Origin of the sequence: Rhizobium sp. M1, from assembly GCF_002531805.1 — a bacterium.
GTDB lineage: Bacteria > Pseudomonadota > Alphaproteobacteria > Rhizobiales > Rhizobiaceae > Rhizobium > Rhizobium etli_C.
On sequence record NZ_NWSW01000061.1, the window covers coordinates 1 to 19,041 of the forward strand.

The 19,041-nt window shown below is 61.7% G+C and carries 18 protein-coding genes, 1 tRNA gene and 1 riboswitch; of the genes, 14 read left to right on the forward strand and 5 right to left on the reverse strand.

Features of this window, described 5'->3' with window-relative positions; genetic code table 11:
- The first annotated feature begins 324 nt into the window (after window positions 1–324).
- The 6 genes from CO655_RS31590 to phoB all read left to right on the forward strand — a co-directional run bounded on the left by CO655_RS31590 (window position 325) and on the right by phoB (window position 6,732).
- The gene (locus CO655_RS31590; RefSeq protein WP_097609103.1) at window positions 325–1,359 is read left to right on the forward strand and encodes a substrate-binding domain-containing protein; all 1,035 of its coding nucleotides are present in this window, start codon (window positions 325–327) and stop codon (window positions 1,357–1,359) included.
- A 167-nt stretch (window positions 1,360–1,526) separates the two neighbouring features.
- Window positions 1,527–3,008, forward strand: coding sequence for a phosphate ABC transporter permease subunit PstC (pstC, locus tag CO655_RS31595; protein ID WP_097667855.1), 1,482 nt, complete (start codon window positions 1,527–1,529; stop codon window positions 3,006–3,008).
- On the forward strand, window positions 3,005–4,324 hold the full coding sequence (pstA, locus tag CO655_RS31600) for a phosphate ABC transporter permease PstA (protein ID WP_097609108.1): 1,320 nt from the start codon (window positions 3,005–3,007) through the stop codon (window positions 4,322–4,324). Before pstC ends, pstA begins: the two co-directional genes overlap by 4 nt.
- A gap of 15 nt (window positions 4,325–4,339) precedes the next feature.
- The gene (gene pstB, locus CO655_RS31605) at window positions 4,340–5,155 is read left to right on the forward strand and encodes a phosphate ABC transporter ATP-binding protein PstB (protein ID WP_064681252.1); all 816 of its coding nucleotides are present in this window, start codon (window positions 4,340–4,342) and stop codon (window positions 5,153–5,155) included.
- A gap of 44 nt (window positions 5,156–5,199) precedes the next feature.
- Window positions 5,200–5,913 carry a phosphate signaling complex protein PhoU gene (gene phoU, locus CO655_RS31610; protein WP_097609110.1) on the forward strand — a complete coding sequence of 238 codons (714 nt, stop codon included), beginning with the start codon at window positions 5,200–5,202 and terminating at the stop codon, window positions 5,911–5,913.
- 135 nt (window positions 5,914–6,048) lie between these two features.
- Window positions 6,049–6,732: a phosphate regulon transcriptional regulator PhoB gene (gene phoB, locus CO655_RS31615; RefSeq protein WP_004672768.1), complete on the forward strand. Its 684-nt coding sequence runs from the start codon at window positions 6,049–6,051 to the stop codon at window positions 6,730–6,732.
- A gap of 242 nt (window positions 6,733–6,974) precedes the next feature.
- Here phoB and CO655_RS31620 read toward each other — a convergent pair whose 3' ends face one another.
- Window positions 6,975–7,508: a GcrA family cell cycle regulator gene (locus CO655_RS31620; protein ID WP_097609113.1), complete on the reverse strand. Its 534-nt coding sequence runs from the start codon at window positions 7,506–7,508 to the stop codon at window positions 6,975–6,977.
- 425 nt (window positions 7,509–7,933) lie between these two features.
- Here CO655_RS31620 and CO655_RS31625 point away from each other — a divergent pair, with 425 nt between their 5' ends.
- The 3 genes from CO655_RS31625 to CO655_RS31635 all read left to right on the forward strand — a co-directional run bounded on the left by CO655_RS31625 (window position 7,934) and on the right by CO655_RS31635 (window position 11,167).
- On the forward strand, window positions 7,934–9,133 hold the full coding sequence (locus CO655_RS31625) for an aspartate aminotransferase family protein (protein ID WP_097667856.1): 1,200 nt from the start codon (window positions 7,934–7,936) through the stop codon (window positions 9,131–9,133).
- Between the two features lie 37 nt (window positions 9,134–9,170).
- Window positions 9,171–10,085 (forward strand): ornithine carbamoyltransferase, encoded by a 915-nt coding sequence (gene argF / locus CO655_RS31630; RefSeq protein WP_037143159.1) that lies wholly within the window; start codon window positions 9,171–9,173, stop codon window positions 10,083–10,085.
- Between the two features lie 89 nt (window positions 10,086–10,174).
- On the forward strand, window positions 10,175–11,167 hold the full coding sequence (locus tag CO655_RS31635) for an Hsp33 family molecular chaperone (protein WP_097667857.1): 993 nt from the start codon (window positions 10,175–10,177) through the stop codon (window positions 11,165–11,167).
- Window positions 11,168–11,394: 227 nt separating this feature from the next.
- On the opposite strand, the gene apaG is transcribed toward CO655_RS31635, so the two are convergent.
- A complete protein-coding gene (gene apaG / locus CO655_RS31640) occupies window positions 11,395–11,787 on the reverse strand; it encodes a Co2+/Mg2+ efflux protein ApaG (protein WP_010029240.1) in 393 nt (130 codons plus the stop codon).
- Window positions 11,788–11,980: 193 nt separating this feature from the next.
- Window positions 11,981–13,165, reverse strand: coding sequence for an O-succinylhomoserine sulfhydrylase (locus CO655_RS31645; protein WP_097609119.1), 1,185 nt, complete (start codon window positions 13,163–13,165; stop codon window positions 11,981–11,983).
- 44 nt (window positions 13,166–13,209) lie between these two features.
- Window positions 13,210–13,288: riboswitch (SAM riboswitch) on the reverse strand.
- A 72-nt stretch (window positions 13,289–13,360) separates the two neighbouring features.
- On the opposite strand from CO655_RS31645, the gene CO655_RS31650 reads away from it, so the two are divergent.
- A complete protein-coding gene (locus tag CO655_RS31650; protein WP_170965080.1) occupies window positions 13,361–14,455 on the forward strand; it encodes a 2'-deoxycytidine 5'-triphosphate deaminase in 1,095 nt (364 codons plus the stop codon).
- Window positions 14,456–14,513: 58 nt separating this feature from the next.
- Window positions 14,514–14,587 (forward strand) — tRNA-Gly (locus CO655_RS31655).
- 17 nt (window positions 14,588–14,604) lie between these two features.
- Here CO655_RS31655 and CO655_RS31660 read toward each other — a convergent pair.
- Together CO655_RS31660 and CO655_RS31665 are read right to left on the reverse strand one after the other, a co-directional pair.
- Window positions 14,605–15,618: an AraC family transcriptional regulator gene (locus CO655_RS31660; RefSeq protein ID WP_097667858.1), complete on the reverse strand. Its 1,014-nt coding sequence runs from the start codon at window positions 15,616–15,618 to the stop codon at window positions 14,605–14,607.
- 81 nt (window positions 15,619–15,699) lie between these two features.
- Entirely contained in the window at window positions 15,700–16,287 is a 588-nt protein-coding gene (locus CO655_RS31665) for a TetR/AcrR family transcriptional regulator (protein ID WP_097667859.1), read from the reverse strand.
- Between the two features lie 213 nt (window positions 16,288–16,500).
- Here CO655_RS31665 and CO655_RS31670 point away from each other — a divergent pair, with 213 nt between their 5' ends.
- The 3 genes from CO655_RS31670 (at window position 16,501) to CO655_RS31680 (ending at window position 18,832) form a co-directional block, all read left to right on the forward strand.
- A complete protein-coding gene (locus CO655_RS31670) occupies window positions 16,501–16,944 on the forward strand; it encodes a MarR family transcriptional regulator (protein WP_097667860.1) in 444 nt (147 codons plus the stop codon).
- Between the two features lie 35 nt (window positions 16,945–16,979).
- Complete coding sequence (locus CO655_RS31675) at window positions 16,980–17,726, forward strand: NAD(P)-binding domain-containing protein (RefSeq protein ID WP_097667861.1); 747 nt, start codon at window positions 16,980–16,982, stop codon at window positions 17,724–17,726.
- A gap of 284 nt (window positions 17,727–18,010) precedes the next feature.
- Entirely contained in the window at window positions 18,011–18,832 is an 822-nt protein-coding gene (locus CO655_RS31680) for an oxidoreductase (protein ID WP_097667862.1), read from the forward strand.
- The last annotated feature ends 209 nt before the right edge of the window (window positions 18,833–19,041 follow it).

The window sequence follows — 19,041 nt, forward strand, 5'->3', positions numbered from 1 at the left end:
CCGTCAGAACGGGGAGAGGGCTAGGGTGAGGGGCAAAACACGCTGCATGACTTCCCCCAACCGGCCTCCAATTTTGGATGCGCCCACAGTTTCTGCAACGAGAGGTAGATTGAAGGTTCCGACTTTGCCGATTGTCGACATCCGTTCCTCAGTGCATTTCAGAATTACGTCTATTTTCAATATCTTAGCTTGTCACAAATGTTTCACGGATTTGACATAAAAGGACGGGGCTTACAGCGCTAAGAGAGTCCCGCCGATGAAAAAAGGCATGCGAGGGCCTCTCTAGAGGCCGCACTCACACAAGCCCAATACCGGGAGATTCTAATGAACACCTTCAAGCTCACCGTTGCCGCGCTCGCCGCAACCGCAGCTTTCGCTGGCGCTGCCGTCGCCCGTGACCAGATCCAGGTTGCTGGTTCGTCCACCGTCCTGCCTTACGCAAAGATCGTTGCCGAGTCCTTCGGCGAGACCTTCACCAACTTCAAGACCCCGGTCGTCGAATCCGGCGGTACGGGCGCTGGTCTGAAGGAATTCTGCAAGGGCGTCGGTGAAGACACGATCGACATTGCCAACGCTTCGCGTGCGATCAACAAGAACGAAGCCGAAGCCTGCAAGGCGGCCGGCGTAACCGACATCCAGGAAGTCAAGATCGGTTATGACGGCATCGTCTTCGCAACCGACTCCTCCAACCCCGATGTCGCCTACGTTCCCGCCGACATCTACAAGGCCCTCGCAGCCCAGGTCGTCGTCGACGGCAAGCTCGTCGCCAACCCCTACAAGAAGTGGTCGGAAGTCAACCCGAAGCTCCCGGCTGTTGACATCGCCGCCTACATCCCGGGCGAAAAGCACGGCACCCGCGAAGTCTTCGAACAGAACGTTCTCGCTGCAGGCTGCAAGGCTTCGGGCGCAACCGACGTCATCGCCAAGGAAATCTCCGACAAGGCTGCCCAGGGCAAGGCTTGCGTCGCGGTCCGCAAGGACGGCGCTGCAGTCGACATCGACGGCGACTATCCGGAAACCCTGGCACGCATCGCCGCCAACAAGACCGGCGTCGGCGTATTCGGCCTTTCCTTCTATGAAAACAACGCCGACAAGCTCAAGGTCGCAACCGTGAACGGTATCGTTCCGTCCGTCGAAACGATCGCCAACGGCACCTATCCGGTTTCCCGCCCGCTGTTCTTCTACGTCAAGAAGGCACATCTCGGCGCCGTTCCGGGCCTGAAGGAATACGTCAACTTCTTCGTATCCGACCAGATGATCGGCCCCGAAGGCCCGCTGGCTGAATACGGCCTCGTTGCCGCTCCGGATGCCGAGCGCGAAGCGATCCGCAAGGCTGTCGAAGCCGGCAAGTCCATGTAATAACTTTGCCGGCGCGGTGCTCTTTGAGCCCGCGCCGGCATTGCTTTATGCCCCTGCGTGCCGGCATGTCCGGTGCAGGGTTGAATTCCTTCTCCATGATTGGAAGCCGAAGGCAGGCTGATGAAGCCGCCGGCTTTTTGGGGGCCATGGGCCTGGGGACGTAACGAATGAGCACATCCGTCATACTTCTGTGCCTTGTGGTGATCGGCGCCGCCGCCTATCTGGTCGCGCGCAGCCGTGCCTCAGCACTTGCCGGGGGCAGATCCTCCGCACTGCATTCACGGCCGGCCTATTACGGCGCCTATGCGGCGATCTGGGCCGTTCTTCCGGCCCTCATCGTTCTCTGCGTCTGGCTCTCCGTCAGCCCCGGCATCATCCAGTCCTCCGTTCGCGGTGCTTTCCCTGACGAGGTCAAGGCCCAGGCCACAGTCGAGCAGGATCTGAGCTATTCGATGGTGGCGACGGTCGCCCGCGGCCTGACGATGCTGACTTCGGATGAAACCGCGGCGGTCGCAAACGATCCGGCGGCGCTGCAGGCCAAGCTCAGCGAGAAGGGCGTGCCGCTCGCCGGCCAGCCGCAGCCTTACATGGTCACTGCCGCCAAGACGCTCAACGCCATGAGCCTGACGAGCCGCATGGCCATGACTGCGATCGTCTTCGTTCTGGCCGTCGCCGGCGCCTTCTACGCGCTGCGCTCCATCGCGCCCCGCTTCCGCGCCCGTAACCGCGTCGAGCGCGTCATGCTCTGGGCGCTGCTGCTCGCCTCCTCGATCGCCATCCTGACAACGATCGGCATCGTGTTGTCGATGCTGTCGGAAGCCACGCGCTTCTTTGCCGCCGTTCCCGCCGGCGAGTTCTTCTTCGGCACCGTCTGGGATCCGCGCTTTGCCGGCGCCGGCAGCTCGTCCTTCGGCCAGTTCGGCCTGATCCCGCTGCTGCTCGGCACGCTCTATATCGGTCTGGTCGCCATGCTGGTCGCCGTGCCGGTCGGGCTCTTCGCCGCCATCTACATGGCCGAATACGCCTCGCCGAAGGTGCGCGGCATCTCCAAGCCGCTTCTTGAGGTGCTGGCCGGCATCCCGACGATCGTCTACGGCTTCTTCGCGCTCGTTACCGTCGGTCCGTTCCTGCGCGATTTCTCCGCTCAGATCAGCGGCCTGCTCTCCGGCAATTACAGCAACTTCATCCAGGCGCAGAGCGTTCTGACGGCCGGTATCGTCATGGGCATCATGCTGATCCCCTACGTTTCCTCGCTGTCGGACGACATCATCACGGCCGTGCCGCGGGCGCTGCGTGACGGTTCGCTCGGTCTTGGCGCCACCCGCTCCGAAACCATCAAGAAGGTGGTCTTGCCGGCAGCCCTTCCCGGCATCGTCGGCGCACTGCTGATGACGGCCTCGCGCGCCATCGGCGAAACCATGATCGTCGTGCTGGCCGCCGGTGTCGCCGCCCGCATCCAGATCAATCCTTTCGAGCCGATGACGACAGTGACCGTCAAGATCGTCAACCAGCTCACAGGCGACCTTGAGTTCACCTCGCCGCAGACGCTGGTTGCCTTTGCCCTCGGCATCACCCTGTTCTGCATCACGCTTTGCCTCAATATCTACGCGCTCTACATCGTGCGCAAATACCGGGAGCAGTACGAATGACGGATATTGTTTCTCCCACCGCCGGCACCGTTTCCAAGGCGCCAGCGCGCCGCGATATCGGCATCAAGCGCCGCTACGCCGCCGAGCGCCGGTTCCAGGCCTATGGCATCGCCGCCATCACCTTCGGTCTCGTCTTCCTGTTCATCCTGCTGTGGACGGTGATCGGCAAGGGCTACACCGCCTTCCAGCAGACCGCGATCACCCTGCCGATCGAATTCACCGAGAAGACGATCGACCCGGATAACAAGCGTGCGACCGATCCTTCGGTGCTGGTTGCCGCCAATTATCCGGTTCTGCTGCGCGACGCGATCGTCAAGCAGCTGAATATCAATGCCGCGAGCCGCCCCGATGTGCGCGACGCTACCGCCATGCTCTCCAAGAGCGCGCCGATCCAGCTGCGCGATATGGTCGTCGCCGATCCCTCGCTCATCGGCAAGACGGTCAATGTCTCGCTGCTCGCCGACGCCAATGTCGACAGCGCCAACAAGGGCCAGATCGATCTCTCCGTCGATGAGAAGAACCGCAAGGTCAACGACAAGCAGGTGACCTGGATGAACCAGCTGAAGGCGAGCGGCGCTCTCCACAAGCAGTTCAACACCGGCCTCTTCGTCAACGGCAATTCCAGCCGCCCGGAGGCCGCCGGCCTCGGCGTCGCCCTTGTCGGCTCGTTCTACCTGATGCTGATCGTGCTGGCGCTTTCCCTGCCGATCGGCGTTGCCGCCTCGATCTACCTCGAGGAGTTCGCGCCGAAGAACAAGCTGACGGACCTGATCGAGGTCAACATCAACAACCTCGCTGCCGTTCCCTCGATCGTCTACGGTCTGCTCGGCCTTTCCGTCTTCATCAACTTCATCGGCCTGCCGCGTTCGGCCTCGCTGGTCGGCGGCCTGGTGCTGACGCTGATGACCCTGCCGACGATCATCATCGCCACCCGCGCGGCACTGCGCGCCGTGCCGCCGTCGATCCGCGCCGCAGCGCTCGGTCTCGGCGCCTCGAAGATGCAGATGGTATTCCACCACGTCCTGCCGCTTGCCATGCCCGGCATCCTCACCGGCACGATCATCGGCCTGGCGCATGCGCTCGGCGAAACCGCGCCGCTGCTCCTGATCGGCATGGTCGCCTTCGTCGCCAACGCGCCGACCACGCCGCTCGAACCCTCGACGGCCCTGCCGGTGCAGGTCTATATGTGGGCGAACGAGGCCGAGCGTGCCTTCGTGGAGCGTACTTCGGGTGCCATCATCGTCCTGCTCCTGTTCCTGATCGTCATGAACATGGGCGCCATCCTCTTGCGTCGTCGCTTCGAGCGCCGCTGGTAAACGGAGTTAAACATCATGAACATGTTGACGGAAGCTGCAGTTGAAAAGGCGCTGGATCAGAAGATGAGCAACGTCCCGTATAAGATGATCGGACAGGATGTCTCGGTTTACTACGGCGAGAAGCGCGCGCTTTTCGATGTGAACCTGAACATCCGCGAAAACACCGTAACCGCCCTGATCGGCCCTTCGGGCTGCGGCAAGTCGACCTTCCTGCGAAGCCTCAACCGCATGAACGACACGATCGAGGGCTGCCGCGTCACCGGCAAGATCACCCTCGACAGCGACGATATCTATGATCCCGATATCGACGTCGTCGAACTTCGCGCCCGCGTCGGCATGGTCTTCCAGAAGCCGAACCCGTTCCCGAAGACGATCTATGAAAACGTCTCCTACGGCCCGCGCATCCATGGACTGGCCAAGTCGAAGGCCGATCTCGATCAGATCGTCGAGTCCAGCCTGCAGCGCGCCGGCCTCTGGAACGAGGTCAAGGACCGCGTGCACGAGTCCGGCACCGGCCTCTCCGGCGGTCAGCAGCAGCGCCTGTGCATCGCCCGCGCCGTCGCCGTCAGCCCTGAGGTCATCCTGATGGACGAACCCTGCTCGGCGCTCGACCCGATCGCCACCGCCAAGGTCGAGGAGCTGATCCACGAGCTGCGCGAGAACTACACGATCGTCATCGTCACCCACTCCATGCAGCAGGCAGCGCGCGTGTCGCAGCGCACCGCCATGTTCCACCTCGGCAACCTCGTCGAGGAGAACGACACCGACAAGATGTTCACCAACCCGGACGATCCGCGCACCCAGGACTACATCATGGGTCGCTTCGGCTGATTGCGGCAATCCGAAGCCTTCCCGTTATTCGAGGACAAAGCCCCATGGCATCGACACATATTTATACTGCCTATGATGATGATCTGAAGTTCCTCTCCAGGCGGATTTCCGAAATGGGCGGCCTGGCCGAGCAGATGGTCGCCGAATCCGTTCGCGCGCTGGTCAACGGCGATACCGCGCTGGCGCAGAAGGTCATTTCCGACGACGTGATCCTCGATCACACCGAACGCGAAATCGGCGACAAGGCGATCGTCACCATCGCCCGCCGTCAGCCGATGGCCTCGGACCTGCGCGAAATCATGGGTTCGATCCGCATCGCCGCCGATCTCGAACGCGTCGGCGACCTCGGCAAGAACACCGCCAAGCGCGTCATCGCCGTGCAGAGCACCGGCGTTCCGCGCAAGCTCGCCCGCGGTCTCGAGCACCTGTCCGAGCTGGCGCTCGTCCAGCTCAAGGAAGTGCTCGACGTCTATACGACGCGCGCCGCCGACAAGGCGACCGCCATCCGCGAGCGCGACAACGAGATCGACGCGATGTACACGTCGCTGTTCCGCGAACTCCTGACCTATATGATGGAAGATCCGCGCAACATCACGAGCTGCACGCATCTTCTTTTCTGCGCCAAGAACATCGAGCGCATCGGCGATCACGCCACCAATATCGCCGAGACGATCTACTACATGGCAACCGGCGCCCAGCCGGAAGGCGACCGTCCGAAGGACGACAGCGCCAACACCGTCGGTGCCGCCACGGAATAACCGTGCCGGGCCAGCCCATTGCGTGCGCGCCCGCCCGGGCGCGCAAAGAGGTCGCAGCCAATTTCTGATTTTGCGCGGGATCCCTTGCTTAAATCGCCCCCGGTTTAAGGATCGTGCGTGAGGAGACGGACACGCATGATCCCGAGAGTTGCAGTTGTTGAAGACGAAGAGGCCCTCAGCGTGCTTCTCCGTTATAATCTCGAAGCGGAAGGCTTCGAAGTCGATACCATCCTGCGCGGCGACGAGGCCGAAATCAGGCTTCAGGAGCGAACGCCGGATCTTCTTATCCTCGACTGGATGCTGCCCGGCGTCTCCGGCATCGAACTCTGCCGGCGCCTGCGCATGCGGCCGGAAACCGAACGGCTGCCGATCATCATGCTGACGGCGCGCGGCGAGGAGAGCGAACGTGTCCGCGGGCTGTCCACCGGTGCCGACGATTACGTCGTCAAGCCGTTCTCGACCCCCGAACTCGTTGCCCGCGTCAAGGCCATGCTGCGCCGCGCCCGCCCGGAAGTGCTGTCGTCAGTGCTCAAATGCGGTGATATCGAGCTCGATCGCGAAACCCACCGCGTCCATCGCAAGAGCCGCGAAGTCCGCCTCGGCCCGACCGAATTCCGCCTTCTGGAATTCCTGATGTCGTCGCCGGGCCGCGTCTTCTCCCGCTCGCAGCTGCTCGACGGCGTCTGGGGCCACGATATCTATGTCGACGAACGCACCGTCGACGTCCATGTCGGCCGCCTGCGCAAGGCGCTGAACTTCTCCAACATGCAGGACGTCATCCGCACCGTCCGCGGCGCCGGTTATTCGATGGAAGCCTGAGGGGTTTCTGACAAAGTCGAGCAAGCTCCGCCCCTCACCCTAGCCCTCTCCCCGTAAACGGGGCGAGGGGACGTGCCCTGCGAGAGGTGGGTAAGGACCGAGAGGTTGCGGCATATCCCCTTCGCCCCGCGCGCGGGGAGAAGGTGCCGGCAGGCGGATGAGGGGCAGTCACACGCAACACACTCACACAAAAAAACGGGCCTTCCAGCCCGTTTTCGCATTTCCAGCAATGGTTTGCCCGCTCAGCTGACCCGCGCTGCCGCCCGGCGGCGCTCGTTGACCGGCTGATAGGCAAGCTTCTGATGATAGCTGCAATAGGGCGAATTGTCCGGGGATTCGCAGCCGCAGAAGTGGAAGTCGTCCTTCAGCGGATCGCCGACCGGCCATTTGCAGGTGCGTTCGGTCAGTTCCGTCAGGCCGAGGCGGCGGGAAATCGGCACGACCACGTTGCCCTTCGGAACATATTCCATTTCCTCGACGGCATCGATCTCGATCTCTTCCTTCAGCATCGTTGCGCCCTGCTGGCGGGTCACGGTGCGGGTGGTGATCCGGGAGGCGTAGTTCGGCGCGCGCGGCGCCGATGTCTGGCGCTTCGGCGTGCGCGCCGCGGCGGCTGTGCCGCCGGCCTTGGCGCGGCCCGGCAGGCTCAGTCGGTGCACCTTGCCGATAACGGCGTTTCGGCTCACGCCGCCAAGTTGTGCCGCGATCTGGCTGGCGCTCAGCCCTTCGGACCACAGCTTCTTGAGTTTCTCGACCCGCTCGTCTGTCCAGTTCATGCCCTGTCTCCACCTTTTGCGTTGGTGATGGCAGAATCCCTCACCGTTGTCCCGGAAGCCTCCGAAACAAGAAACGCTTGATCAATTTTGGTGACTAGTTCCGCCGCATGCAGTCTAGTAATTGAACTTTAACCTAGTGTGAGGCTGACTCCGTGACAAGAGTCGCGGGAATCCGGATGAATCGAATTCCGAGTTTTCCCCAACTTGCTGCCTCTGCGTGTCATTTCTGCAATAATGCCTGTTGAAGGCTGAAAATGCCGCTGTACAAGCTTGCTGCATCCGCTAAGGGCGCAGTTTTGTTGACATTGCAGCGCGAAAAGGAAATAGTACCGATCGCCGCCGAAAGGCGGCATTTTTGATTTTTCGGGCCCGGTTTTCTTAGCCGGAGTCCGGTGATTGACAATGCTGATCGGGAGACCCGCGCCATGGCCGAAGCCGCGCCGCTTTATGACACCTATTCTCGTGCCCCGCTGCGGTTCGAGCGAGGCGAGGGCGTGTGGCTGATTACCGAAAGCGGCGAGCGTTATCTCGATTTCGGCGCCGGCGTCGCCGTCACCTCCGTCGGCCACGGCAATCCGCATGTGGTCGCCGCCTTGAAGGAGCAGGCCGACAAGGTCTGGCACCTCTCCAACATCTATGAGATTCCCGGCCAGGAGCGGCTGGCCAAACGGCTGACGGACGCCACCTTCGCCGACAAGGTGTTCTTCACCAATTCCGGTGCCGAGGCGCTCGAATGCGCGATCAAGACGGCGCGCCGCTATCAGTTTTCCAAGGGCCGTCCCGAGCGCTTCCATGTCATCACCTTCGAAGGCGCCTTCCATGGGCGCACGCTTGCGACGATCGCTGCCGGCGGCCAGGAGAAATATCTCGAAGGCTTCGGCCCCAAGACGCCGGGTTTCGATCAGGTGCCGTTCGGCGACATGGAAGCGGTGCGCGCCGCCATCACCGATGCGACGGCGGCAATCCTCATCGAACCGGTGCAGGGCGAGGGCGGCGTGCGCCCCGCCACGGCCGAGTTCATGAAGGCGCTGCGCCAGATCTGCGACGAGAAAGGCCTGCTGCTGATCCTCGACGAGGTCCAGACCGGGGTTGGCCGCACCGGCAAGCTCTTCGCCCATGAATGGTCGGGCATCACACCCGACATCATGGCTGTCGCCAAGGGCATCGGCGGCGGCTTCCCGCTCGGCGCCTGCCTTGCCACCGCAGAGGCCGCCTCCGGCATGAAGGCCGGCACCCATGGTTCGACCTATGGCGGCAATCCGCTGGCCATGGCCGTCGGAGGCGCCGTGCTCGATGTCATTCTCGCCGACGGCTTCCTGGAACATGTGCGCGACGTCGCGCTGGTCTTCCGTCAGGGGCTGGCTTCGCTGAAGGACCGTTATCCCGATGTGATCGAGGATATCAGGGGCGAGGGCCTGCTGCTCGGCGTCAAGGCGGCCGTCCCCTCGGCCGAACTGCTGCAGGCGATCCGCGCGGCGCATCTGCTCGGCGTGCCGGCCGGCGACAACGTCATCCGCCTTCTTCCGCCGCTCGTCGTCACCGCCGAGGAAGCCCGCGAGGGTCTCGCCCGCCTCGAGCGCGCCGCCGAGAGCATCCGCGCCTCCAAGGTCAAGAAGACGGCTTGAAGGGATTGCCGCCCTCGGGCGCACGACAGGTAAGAACATGGCTCCTAAACATTTCCTCGATCTTTCGGCCGTCACATCCGCCGACCTCAGAACCATCATGAACGATGCGCTTTCCCGCAAGCAGGCCTTCAAGGCCGGCACGGGCGACAAGCCGCTCGCCGGCAAGATGCTGGCGATGATCTTCGAAAAGCCGTCGACGCGCACCCGTGTCTCCTTCGATGTCGGCATGCGCCAGCTCGGCGGTGAAACGCTGTTTTTGTCCGGCACCGAAATGCAGCTCGGCCGCGCCGAGACGATCGGCGACACCGCCAAAGTGCTGTCGCGTTATGTCGATGCGATCATGATCCGCACCACCGAGCACTCGCGCCTGCTGGAGCTTGCCGAGCATGCGACGGTGCCCGTGATCAATGCGCTGACGGATGATACCCATCCCTGCCAGATCATGGCCGACATCATGACCTTCGAAGAGCATCGCGGCCCGATCAAGGGCAAGACCATCGCCTGGACCGGCGACGGCAACAATGTGCTGCATTCGCTGGTCGAGGGGGCCGCGCGTTTCGGCTATCGCATGAACATGGCCGTACCCCTTGGTTCGGAGCCTAAGGATCACTATCTGAACTGGGCCCGCAATGAGGGCGCCGAAATCATGCTCTGCCATGATGCCGACCGTGCGGTCGAAGGCGTCGATTGCGTGGTGACCGATACCTGGGTCTCCATGAATCAGGAACATCGGGCCCGGGGTCACAACGTCTTTCAGCCTTATCAGGTCAATGCGGCCTTGATGGCCAAGGCCGGCAGCGATGCATTGTTCATGCATTGCCTGCCTGCCCATCGCGGTGAGGAAGTGACGGATGAGGTGATCGACGGCCCGCAATCCGTGGTCTTCGATGAAGCGGAAAACCGTCTTCACGCGCAGAAGTCGATTCTTGCTTGGTGCCTGGGCGCGATCTGAACCATAATCGGACGCCGCGCGCGAACAACGCGCGGCCGCGCGAGCGAAGGGCACCCTTGCTCATCGCTTGAAAACTAGGAGTGAAAGCCATGGCAGAAGCTGCAGCCGCCCTCGGCCAGTTCGATTTCGCCGGCGATGACCATGTCGTCCCTTTCCAGGTGGAGGGTCTGGATGTGCGCGGCCGCGCCGTCCAGCTCGGCCCGATGCTCGATGCGATCCTCGAGCGCCATCATTATCCCGCGCCCGTCGCCCGGCTGCTTGCCGAAGTCGTCGTGCTGACGGTGCTGCTCGGCACCTCGCTGAAATTCGACGGCAAGTTCACGGTGCAGACCAAGGGCGATGGCCCGGTCGATCTTCTCGTCGCCGATTTCTCGACGCCGGAAAATGTTCGCGCCTATGCCCGTTTCGATCAGGCGCTGCTTGCCAAGGCGGTTGAAGCGGGCGAAACCGAGCCGGAACAGCTGCTCGGCAACGGGGTGCTCGCCTTCACCATCGACCAGGGCAAGTTCGCGCAGCCCTATCAGGGCATTGTCGCGCTTGACGGCACCTCGCTCGAGGAGATTGCCGGTGTCTATTTCCGCCAGTCGGAACAGATCCCGACGCGCGTACGCCTTGCCGCGGCCGAGCTCTTCGATCGCGACGATGCCGGCAAGCCGCGCCATCGCTGGCGGGCCGGCGGCCTCGTCGCCCAGTTCCTGCCGGAAGCGCCCGAGCGCATGCGCCACCCCGATCTCCACGGCGGCGACGGCGATAACGGCGACCGCCCGCATGGCGAGGACGACGCCTGGGTCGAAGCCCGTTCGCTGGTCGAGACCATCGACGCCGACGAGTTGACCGACCCGCTTGTCGGCACCGAGCGGCTGTTGTTCCGGCTGTTCCACGAGCGCGGCGTGCGCGTCTACGAACCGCGCGCCGTCTTCGACCGCTGCAGCTGTTCGCGCGACAAGATCAAGGGCGTGCTGAAGGGTTTTTCGGCCGAGGAGATCGAGGAAAGCCAGGAAAACGGCGAGATCGCCGTGACCTGCGAATTCTGCTCGACCACCTACCGCTTCGAGCCGACGGAGCTTCAGCCGGCTGAGTAGTTGACACCACTGCTGTCCGGTTGCGCGCATGACTGCCCCTCACCCTAACCCTCTCCCCGTAAAAACGGGGCGAGGGGACCTGCCCTGCGAGAGCGAGGAGGGGAACGGAGAGCTTGCGGCATGCTCCCTTCGCCCCGTTTACGGGGAGAAGGTGGCGGCAGCCGGATGAGGGGCCGGTGTCGGCAATCTCCTGGGTCGAGGTGTCGTGCCGCCTGTGGCGTTACACGTCAGTTAAGCACGCGCAGCAGCCCCGGTGAATCCAGCGAGAAGGCGGGGATGTCGACGTCGAACAGTTCGCCTTCGTCGGTTTCCATCTGGTAATGGCCGAACATCAGCCCGGAGGGCGTATCGAGCGGGCAGCCGGAGGAATATTCGTAGGTGTCGCCGGGGCTGAGCCGCGGCTGTTCGCCGACGACGCCGGGGCCGGTCACCTCGTCCACCACGCCGTTCTGGTCGGTGATGTTCCAGTAGCGGTTGATGAGGCGAACGGCGACGCCGGAATTGTTGCTGATGACAATCCGGTAACCCCAGACATAGCGATCGTCTTCCGGATCGGATTGCTCCTCCAGATAGAATGGTTCGACGACGACTTCGATATCTCTAGTGAGGGCGCGATACATGCCTTGCACCTTAGTCAAGATATGTTACCCGTATCTTATAAGAAGGCCCTATCCGTCAAGAAACGGAACGTTGATCGGCGATGAAACAGCCGTGATCGCATGGTTTTCGATCGTTAAGCCTAATTGTCGGTATTATTCTACTTGGCAGAGCCGGGGCGGTCGAACCCGGAGGCTCGGCCGCCAATGCCGTCGATCAGGCCGAGACCTTGGTAAGCGCCTTGGCGAAATCCTCGATCAGGTCGTCCGTATCCTCGATGCCGGCGGAAAGGCGGACGGTGCCCGGCGAGATGCCGAGTTCGGCGCGCGCCTCTTCCGTCAGGTTCTTGTGGGTCGTCGTCGCCGGATGGGTGATCAGGCTCTTGCTGTCGCCGAGATTGTTGGAGATCTTGATGATCTCGAGCGCGTTCTGCAGCGCGAAGGCCGCCTCCTTGCCGCCCTTCAGCTCGAAGGCGACGAGGGTCGAGCCGCCGGTCATCTGCCTGGCGATGATGTCGGCCTGCGGATGGTCCTTGCGGCCGGGATAGATCACCTTGGCGACTTTGTTCTGCTCGGCCAGGAAATCGGCGATCTTCGCGGCATTCTGCGTCTGCTGACGCACGCGCAGCGGCAGCGTCTCGATGCCCTTCAGCAGCGTCCAGGCGTTGAACGGCGACATGGCCGGGCCGGTATGGCGGAAATAGTCGTGCAGGTTCTCGTCGATCCAGGCCTTGTCGGCCAGAACGACGCCACCGAGGCACCGGCCCTGGCCGTCGATATGCTTGGTGGCGGAATAGACGACGATATGGGCGCCGAGTTCCAACGGCTTCTGGAAGAGCGGCGTGGCGAAGACGTTGTCGACCACCACCTTGGCGCCGACCTGGTTGGCGAGTTTTGCCACACCGGCGATATCGACGATCTCGAGCGTCGGGTTGGTCGGGCTTTCCAGGAAGAACACCTTGGTGTTCGGCCGGATTGCCTCTTCCCAGTTCTTGAGGTCGCGGCCGTCGACCAGCGTGCATTCGATGCCGTATTTCGGCGCCAGCGTTTCCACCACCCAGCGGCAGGAGCCGAAGAGGGCGCGCGCGGCAACGATATGGTCGCCCGCCTTGACCTGGCAGAGGATCGCGGCGCTGACGGCCGCCATGCCGGAGGCGGTGGCGCGGGCGTCTTCGGCACCTTCGAGCATGCACATGCGCTTTTCGAACATGTCGTTGGTCGGGCTGCCGTAGCGAGCGTAGATATAGCCGTCGGTCTCGCCCTTGAAGCGGGCTTCGGCCGCCTCGGACGTGTCGTAGACGAAACCCTGCGTGAGATAGATTGCCTCGGACGTTTCGCCATATTGCGAACGCAGCGTGCCGCCATGGACGAGTTGGGTTGCCGGGCGCCAGGTCTTGCTCATGCCATCACCTTCACATAACAAAAAAACCGGCCGCAAAAGCAGACCGGTTTCATAACCCGGTCTTTTTAGCCACTTGTTTAACGTGGCTGCAAGCCGACCGGCCAAATCACCACGGGATAATTCTGCAATACTGCTGTTAGCTGCTTGCGTCAATTCCCCGTATTTGGTTTTGTCGGCGCAAAAGATGGATGGGGCATGATGGCTCGCGAAACTGGAATTCTGGCGGACCGCGCGATCGCAGCGCTGTTTGAAACGGGGCGTCTTAACTCCGAGCGGGAGCTGGACCGCGATCAGATCCAGCCGGCAAGCCTCGACCTGCGCTTAGGGAGCAAGGCCTTTCGCGTGCGCGCCAGTTTCATGCCGGGGCCTTCGCATCTGGTGTCGGACAAGCTCGATCGCCTCAGCCTGCATGTGATCGATCTGTCCCAAGGCGCGGTGCTCGAGACCGGCTGTGTCTACATCGTGCCGCTGATGGAGAGCTTGGCGCTGCCGGCCGACATGTCGGCCTCGGCCAATCCGAAAAGCTCGACCGGCCGGCTCGATATCTTCACCCGCGTCATCACCGATTACGCCCAGGAATTCGACAAGATTCCACCGGGCTATTCCGGCCCGCTCTATCTCGAAATCAGCCCGCGCACCTTCCCGATCGTCGTGCGCCGCGGCTCGCGCCTGTCGCAGATCCGCTTCCGCGTCGGCCAGTCCCTGCTCGGCGAGCCGGAACTCTTGAAGCTGCATGAAAGCGAGACGCTCGTCGCCAGCAAGCAGCCGAACGTATCGGGCGGCGGCATCGCGCTGTCGATCGATCTCAGCGGCGACAAGGACGGCCTGATCGGCTATCGCGGCAAGCACCACACCGCCGTCGTCGATGTCGACGAGAAGGACCAGCACGACATCTTCGATTTCTGGGAGCCGCTCTATAGCCGCGGCCGCAACGAGCTGATCCTCGATCCCGACGAATTCTATATCCTCGTCTCGCGCGAGGCCGTGCATGTGCCGCCGGATTATGCCGCCGAGATGACCCCGTTCGATCCGCTGGTCGGCGAATTCCGCGTCCACTACGCCGGCTTCTTCGATCCGGGCTTCGGCCATGCCCCGGCCGGCGGCCGCGGCAGCCGCGCCGTGCTCGAAGTGCGCAGCCACGAAGTGCCGTTCATCCTCGAAGACGGCCAGATCGTCGGCCGCCTGGTCTACGAGCACATGCAGGAAAAGCCCGCCAGCCTCTACGGCTCCGGCCTCGGCTCCAACTACCAGGCCCAGGGCCTCAAACTCTCGAAACACTTCCGCATCTGAGGCGCCGCGCCGACCCGACTTGACAGCGGCCCCCATCTGTTGGAAATCTCAGCGCATCGCGGGTGTAGCTCAATGGTAGAGCAGCAGCTTCCCAAGCTGAATACGAGGGTTCGATTCCCTTCACCCGCTCCAGTTTCTCCAATCCATCCTTATCCGACAACGCGCCGCACGCTGACGTGAGGCGCCTGAGATTTCCGCCTGCGGGTTTCCCGAGGACCTTCTCCGTAAACCGATCTGTAAAGCGCAGAAAAACGGCCGGCGTGGAAAAATCCCCACTTCAGACAAATCTCCTGGATGCTTTGTTGGTTCGATCGATCCAGAAGGTCTTTTCGAGCTGCCCGCAATCTTAGAGTTCTCAGATAACTGCCCGGTGTGGCTCCCTTGAAAGCCCGGAAGCCGGTTTCCAGGGTGCGAACTGAGACATTGGCGGATTGGGCGATCGACGACAGCGTGATCGGCTTGTCGATATTCGCATGCATGAAATCCACAGCCCGACGCACGTGTCGCGGAGCGGGGGCAAATATATTCGGCTCAAGTCGCAGAGAGTAGCGATGGGGCACTGACCGGATCAGCGCATGAGCGAGTGCCTGGGTGAGATTGACCATCGCTATCGGCGAATGAAGCAAGCATGCTTCTCCAAGCATGCCGCAGATTATGGTCTCGACAAGATTTTTGATGAAATGTCCTGAGGGGCTGGATCCATCGATCACCGGCGACAGATCTAGCGATCCGACAAGAGGGGCTTCAAACACTTCGCCGAACGTCCGGCGAATCTGATGCCAATCCAAAAAGAGCTTCTGTGATCGATGGAGCGCTCCCCGCACGAGAAAGCGATCCGCCTCGCGGCTTTGCCCAATCAGCATCTGGCCCGGTGCCGCTGTTGTCGTGATCTGCCGCCGCGTCATGCCGGAGATGCCGTGTTGCGGCAGATGAATGGTAAGCCATTCCGGGGTATCGGAGGTGGCCCAGAGGTCCCACTCGCCATTGCATGCGAGATCGACAGCCGTCATCGGCCCGTGAGAACGGGCATCGGCGGACCAACTGAAGTCCTCAACCGTACGAGCCGGCGATGCGTCAAAGTGGGCGGCTCCCAGAAATGTTTCCAACATTCCGTCGAAGTCTGCGCCGGCCATTCGTGGGGTGAATGCGGTGTTATGAAGCATGCGAGCCTGTTCAATTCGCGCGTGAGAGCGGCAAGACCGCGCTCTGCGAGATGAAAAAGACGCCCGATTGGGGGCGAGGTCTCATTCGTTTTCTGTGCCGCCAGCGATGTGCTTGACTGCATCGGCAGCGGTCTCAAGCAGACGCTCCGCCATGGCCTGATCGGTCATGATGCGAGAGATGGTCACGGCGCCCACCATGAGGGAGAGGACGACCATGGCTTTGTCATAAGGTGTCGTGCCATCCGATGCCGGGATCATTTCGTCGAGAATCTGAAGGTGGGCTTCTATCCCATTCTGAAATGGTGCTCGTACCGCTTCACTCTGACGCGCCGCGTCGGATCCGAGCGCGGCCAAGGGGCAGCCATCGCCTTTCTCTTCCTGGTGCCCGGTCGAGAGATACATGCCGACAACCGCTCCGAAGGGATCGGCGCTTCCGTCGGCAACCCTCGACCACCGGCGAACGGCGCTCTCCATCGCTCGTCCGGATGCCAGCGCTGCAAGATCGTCTTTTGATTCGAACTGCTTGTAGAATCCGCCTTGGGTGAGGCCGGCACCTTTCATCAGATCTTTCAGCCCGATGCCGTCGAAGCCATGCTCCCGGAAGAGCCGGCTTGCGACATTGATCACCGTTTCACGATTGGCCTCGGCCTGAGCGCGACTGACTCTCATTGCGATCTCCAATTAAATGTCATTTGAAATCTATAGCACGTTTAGAGTTTGTTCGCAATCTAAATGAGCGGCTGCGTCCGTTAATGAGGCTTACTCACATGAACTGCGAGACACCCCTGAAAGCGAGAGGCGCCCAATTCAGCGCTGCCGAGCTTGATCTCTCCGACAAAGACATTATCTAGTGCACTAGATAAAAGCACACTAGATGAAGCCATGTCAAACAATGAGATCGCATCCCGCCGGGCGGTGGGTACCCAACTTTCGTTTGCGCTCTATGGCGCAGCCAATCGGATGGCGAGCCTTCACAAGCCATTTTTGCAGCCGCTCGGCCTGACATTTCCGCAATACCTGGTGATGCTTGAACTTTACGGCGGTACGCCCCGCGCTGTCGGAGAGTTGGGTTTAAAGCTCGATATGGATACCGGAACGATCACGCCGCTGCTGAAGCGCCTGGAATCGGCCGGCATGGTGACCCGGACGCGCGATCGTAACGACGAGCGGCGGGTGCTCATTCATCTTACAGAAGCCGGTGAATCCCTGCGTGACGAGCTTTGGGCCGTCACCGACAAGATCAAAACCGCCTGCCAGCTCACGGACGAGGGGCTGGCCGATCTGCGCGACACGCTGCACGCATTCGCTCGCCCCGCCCACGATTGAGGCGGTTGACTTCCACAATAGAGAAAGGACATCCCATGAAGATCGGAATCATCGGCGCCGGAAATATCGGCGCCACGCTGGCGAGAAAACTTGCCGCAGGCGGCCATGAGGTCAAGCTTGCCAATTCGAAGGGTCCCGACACCATCCGCGAGCTTGCCGGCGATATCGGAGCGGCTGCCGTTGCGAAGGAAGAAGCCGTCCGGGGTGTCGAGGTGGTCGTACTTTCGATCCCGTTCGCAAACTACCGCGATCTCGCTGGGCTCTTCAATGGCGTGCCTGAAGACGTCGTGGTGATCGATACGTCAAACTATTATCCGTTTCGCGACGGTGCGATCGCCGACGTCGATGGCGGCATGCCCGAAAGCGTTTGGGTGAGCGGGCAAATCGGCAGGCCCGTCGTCAAGGCTTGGAACGCCGTGATGGCGGCGACGCTGGCGGAGAAGGGGCGGTCCGACGGCACGGATGGACGCATCGCCATTCCGGTTGCAGGCGATGCTCCGGAAGCAAAGGCGATTGCCATAGAGCTGGTTGAGGCCACCGGTTTCGATGCGCTGGATGCTGGAGGGCTGGCAGCGTCCTGGCGTCAACAGCCCGGCACCCCCGCCTATTGCACCGAGCTTGCGGCAAATGAGCTGAAAGAAGCGCTGCAATCGGCGGATCAATCCCGCGCAGCCGATAATCGCGACGCCCTGATCAAGGAATTCTTCGCGGCAGGCACGAGCCTGACCCATGACGAAATGGTCGCTCGAAACCGAGCGGGGACTGCCGCCCCGAAATCCTGAGCCGTTCAGGCTTATGTTACTCCAGCCGAAATGTCGGCGGGCCTTCGGGCTTGGCGTCATGCGCCGAGCGTTTGGAGGCGCGATCATCGAAAAAAATCCCGTAAAGCAAAAAGTACTTGATTTTATATTTCGATTGGCATCTAAAGCGATTATAGATGTCGGTCGAAATCTTACGTGCTTGGGTGGCAGGCTCTGAGAAGCTGTCCGTGGCAACACGGGTGAAAAGTTCCGACCCTTCTATTGAAGCACGTAGTCAACCACGCGCGCCAAACCCAGGAGCATGCATGTCCAAAAATAGAGTTGTGGTAATCACCGGAGCATCTTCCGGAATAGGCGAAGCGTCAGCCCGCCTTCTTGCACAAAACGGCTTCCAGGTCTTTGGAGGCGTACGTAACCCGCAGCGCGCCAATGCCATTCCCGGCGTGCGCTATGGGACTGTCGATGTGACCGATGACGCCTCGGTCTCCAATTTTGTTGAATGGGTTTTGTCCGAAGCGGGCAAGATCGACATCCTGATCAACAATGCCGGCGTTTCGCTGGTCGGCCCTGTCGAAAACACCTCGCCCTCCGAAGCCCAAGCGGTATTCGATACCAACGTTTTCGGGCCTTTGCGCATGATCCGCGCTGCTTTGCCCTCCATGCGCGCCGCCCGGAGGGGGCTCATCATCAATATCAGTTCGGTCCTGGGCTTCCTGCCTGCACCGTTCATGGGAATATATGCGAGCAGCAAGCATGCACTCGAAGGACTGTCGGAGTCGCTGGATCATGAGATTCGCGAGTTCAACGTGCGCGTGGTGCTCCTTGAGCCGACCTTCACGAACACCAGGCTCGACGTAAACGCGGCACAAACCGCAGCACCGCTCGGTGCATACGCAACACAGGCCGATGCGACCATCAAGGCGGTACAGGCCCAGATCAGAACCGCGCCGTCTGCGCTTGCAGTCGCAGAGAAAATCCTGGCCGCAATCAACGGTCCATACCGAATGCGCCAACCGGCCGGAGGCCAGGCAACGCTGCTCAGCCGGCTACGCAGGTTCATGCCGGCAAGCGCGGTCGACAGCAGTCTGCGAAAGACATTCGGCTTCGGCAAACGAAGCGCCTCCTGAATTTCGCTTAAACTTTCAGGCGTCGTCGGTTTCACCGGTACCATCAGGGTTCCCGCTGGGTCGCCGACGTCATCTATCTCTTGAACCAACGTCGCATTTGAGCGCTCGAGGGCAAAGCCATCCTGACCTGCCACTGAACTTTCATCCGACTGCGATTAGAGCCTCGGCGTTTTTGAACCGCCCCCAAACGTTGGACCAGCGCAGGCTAG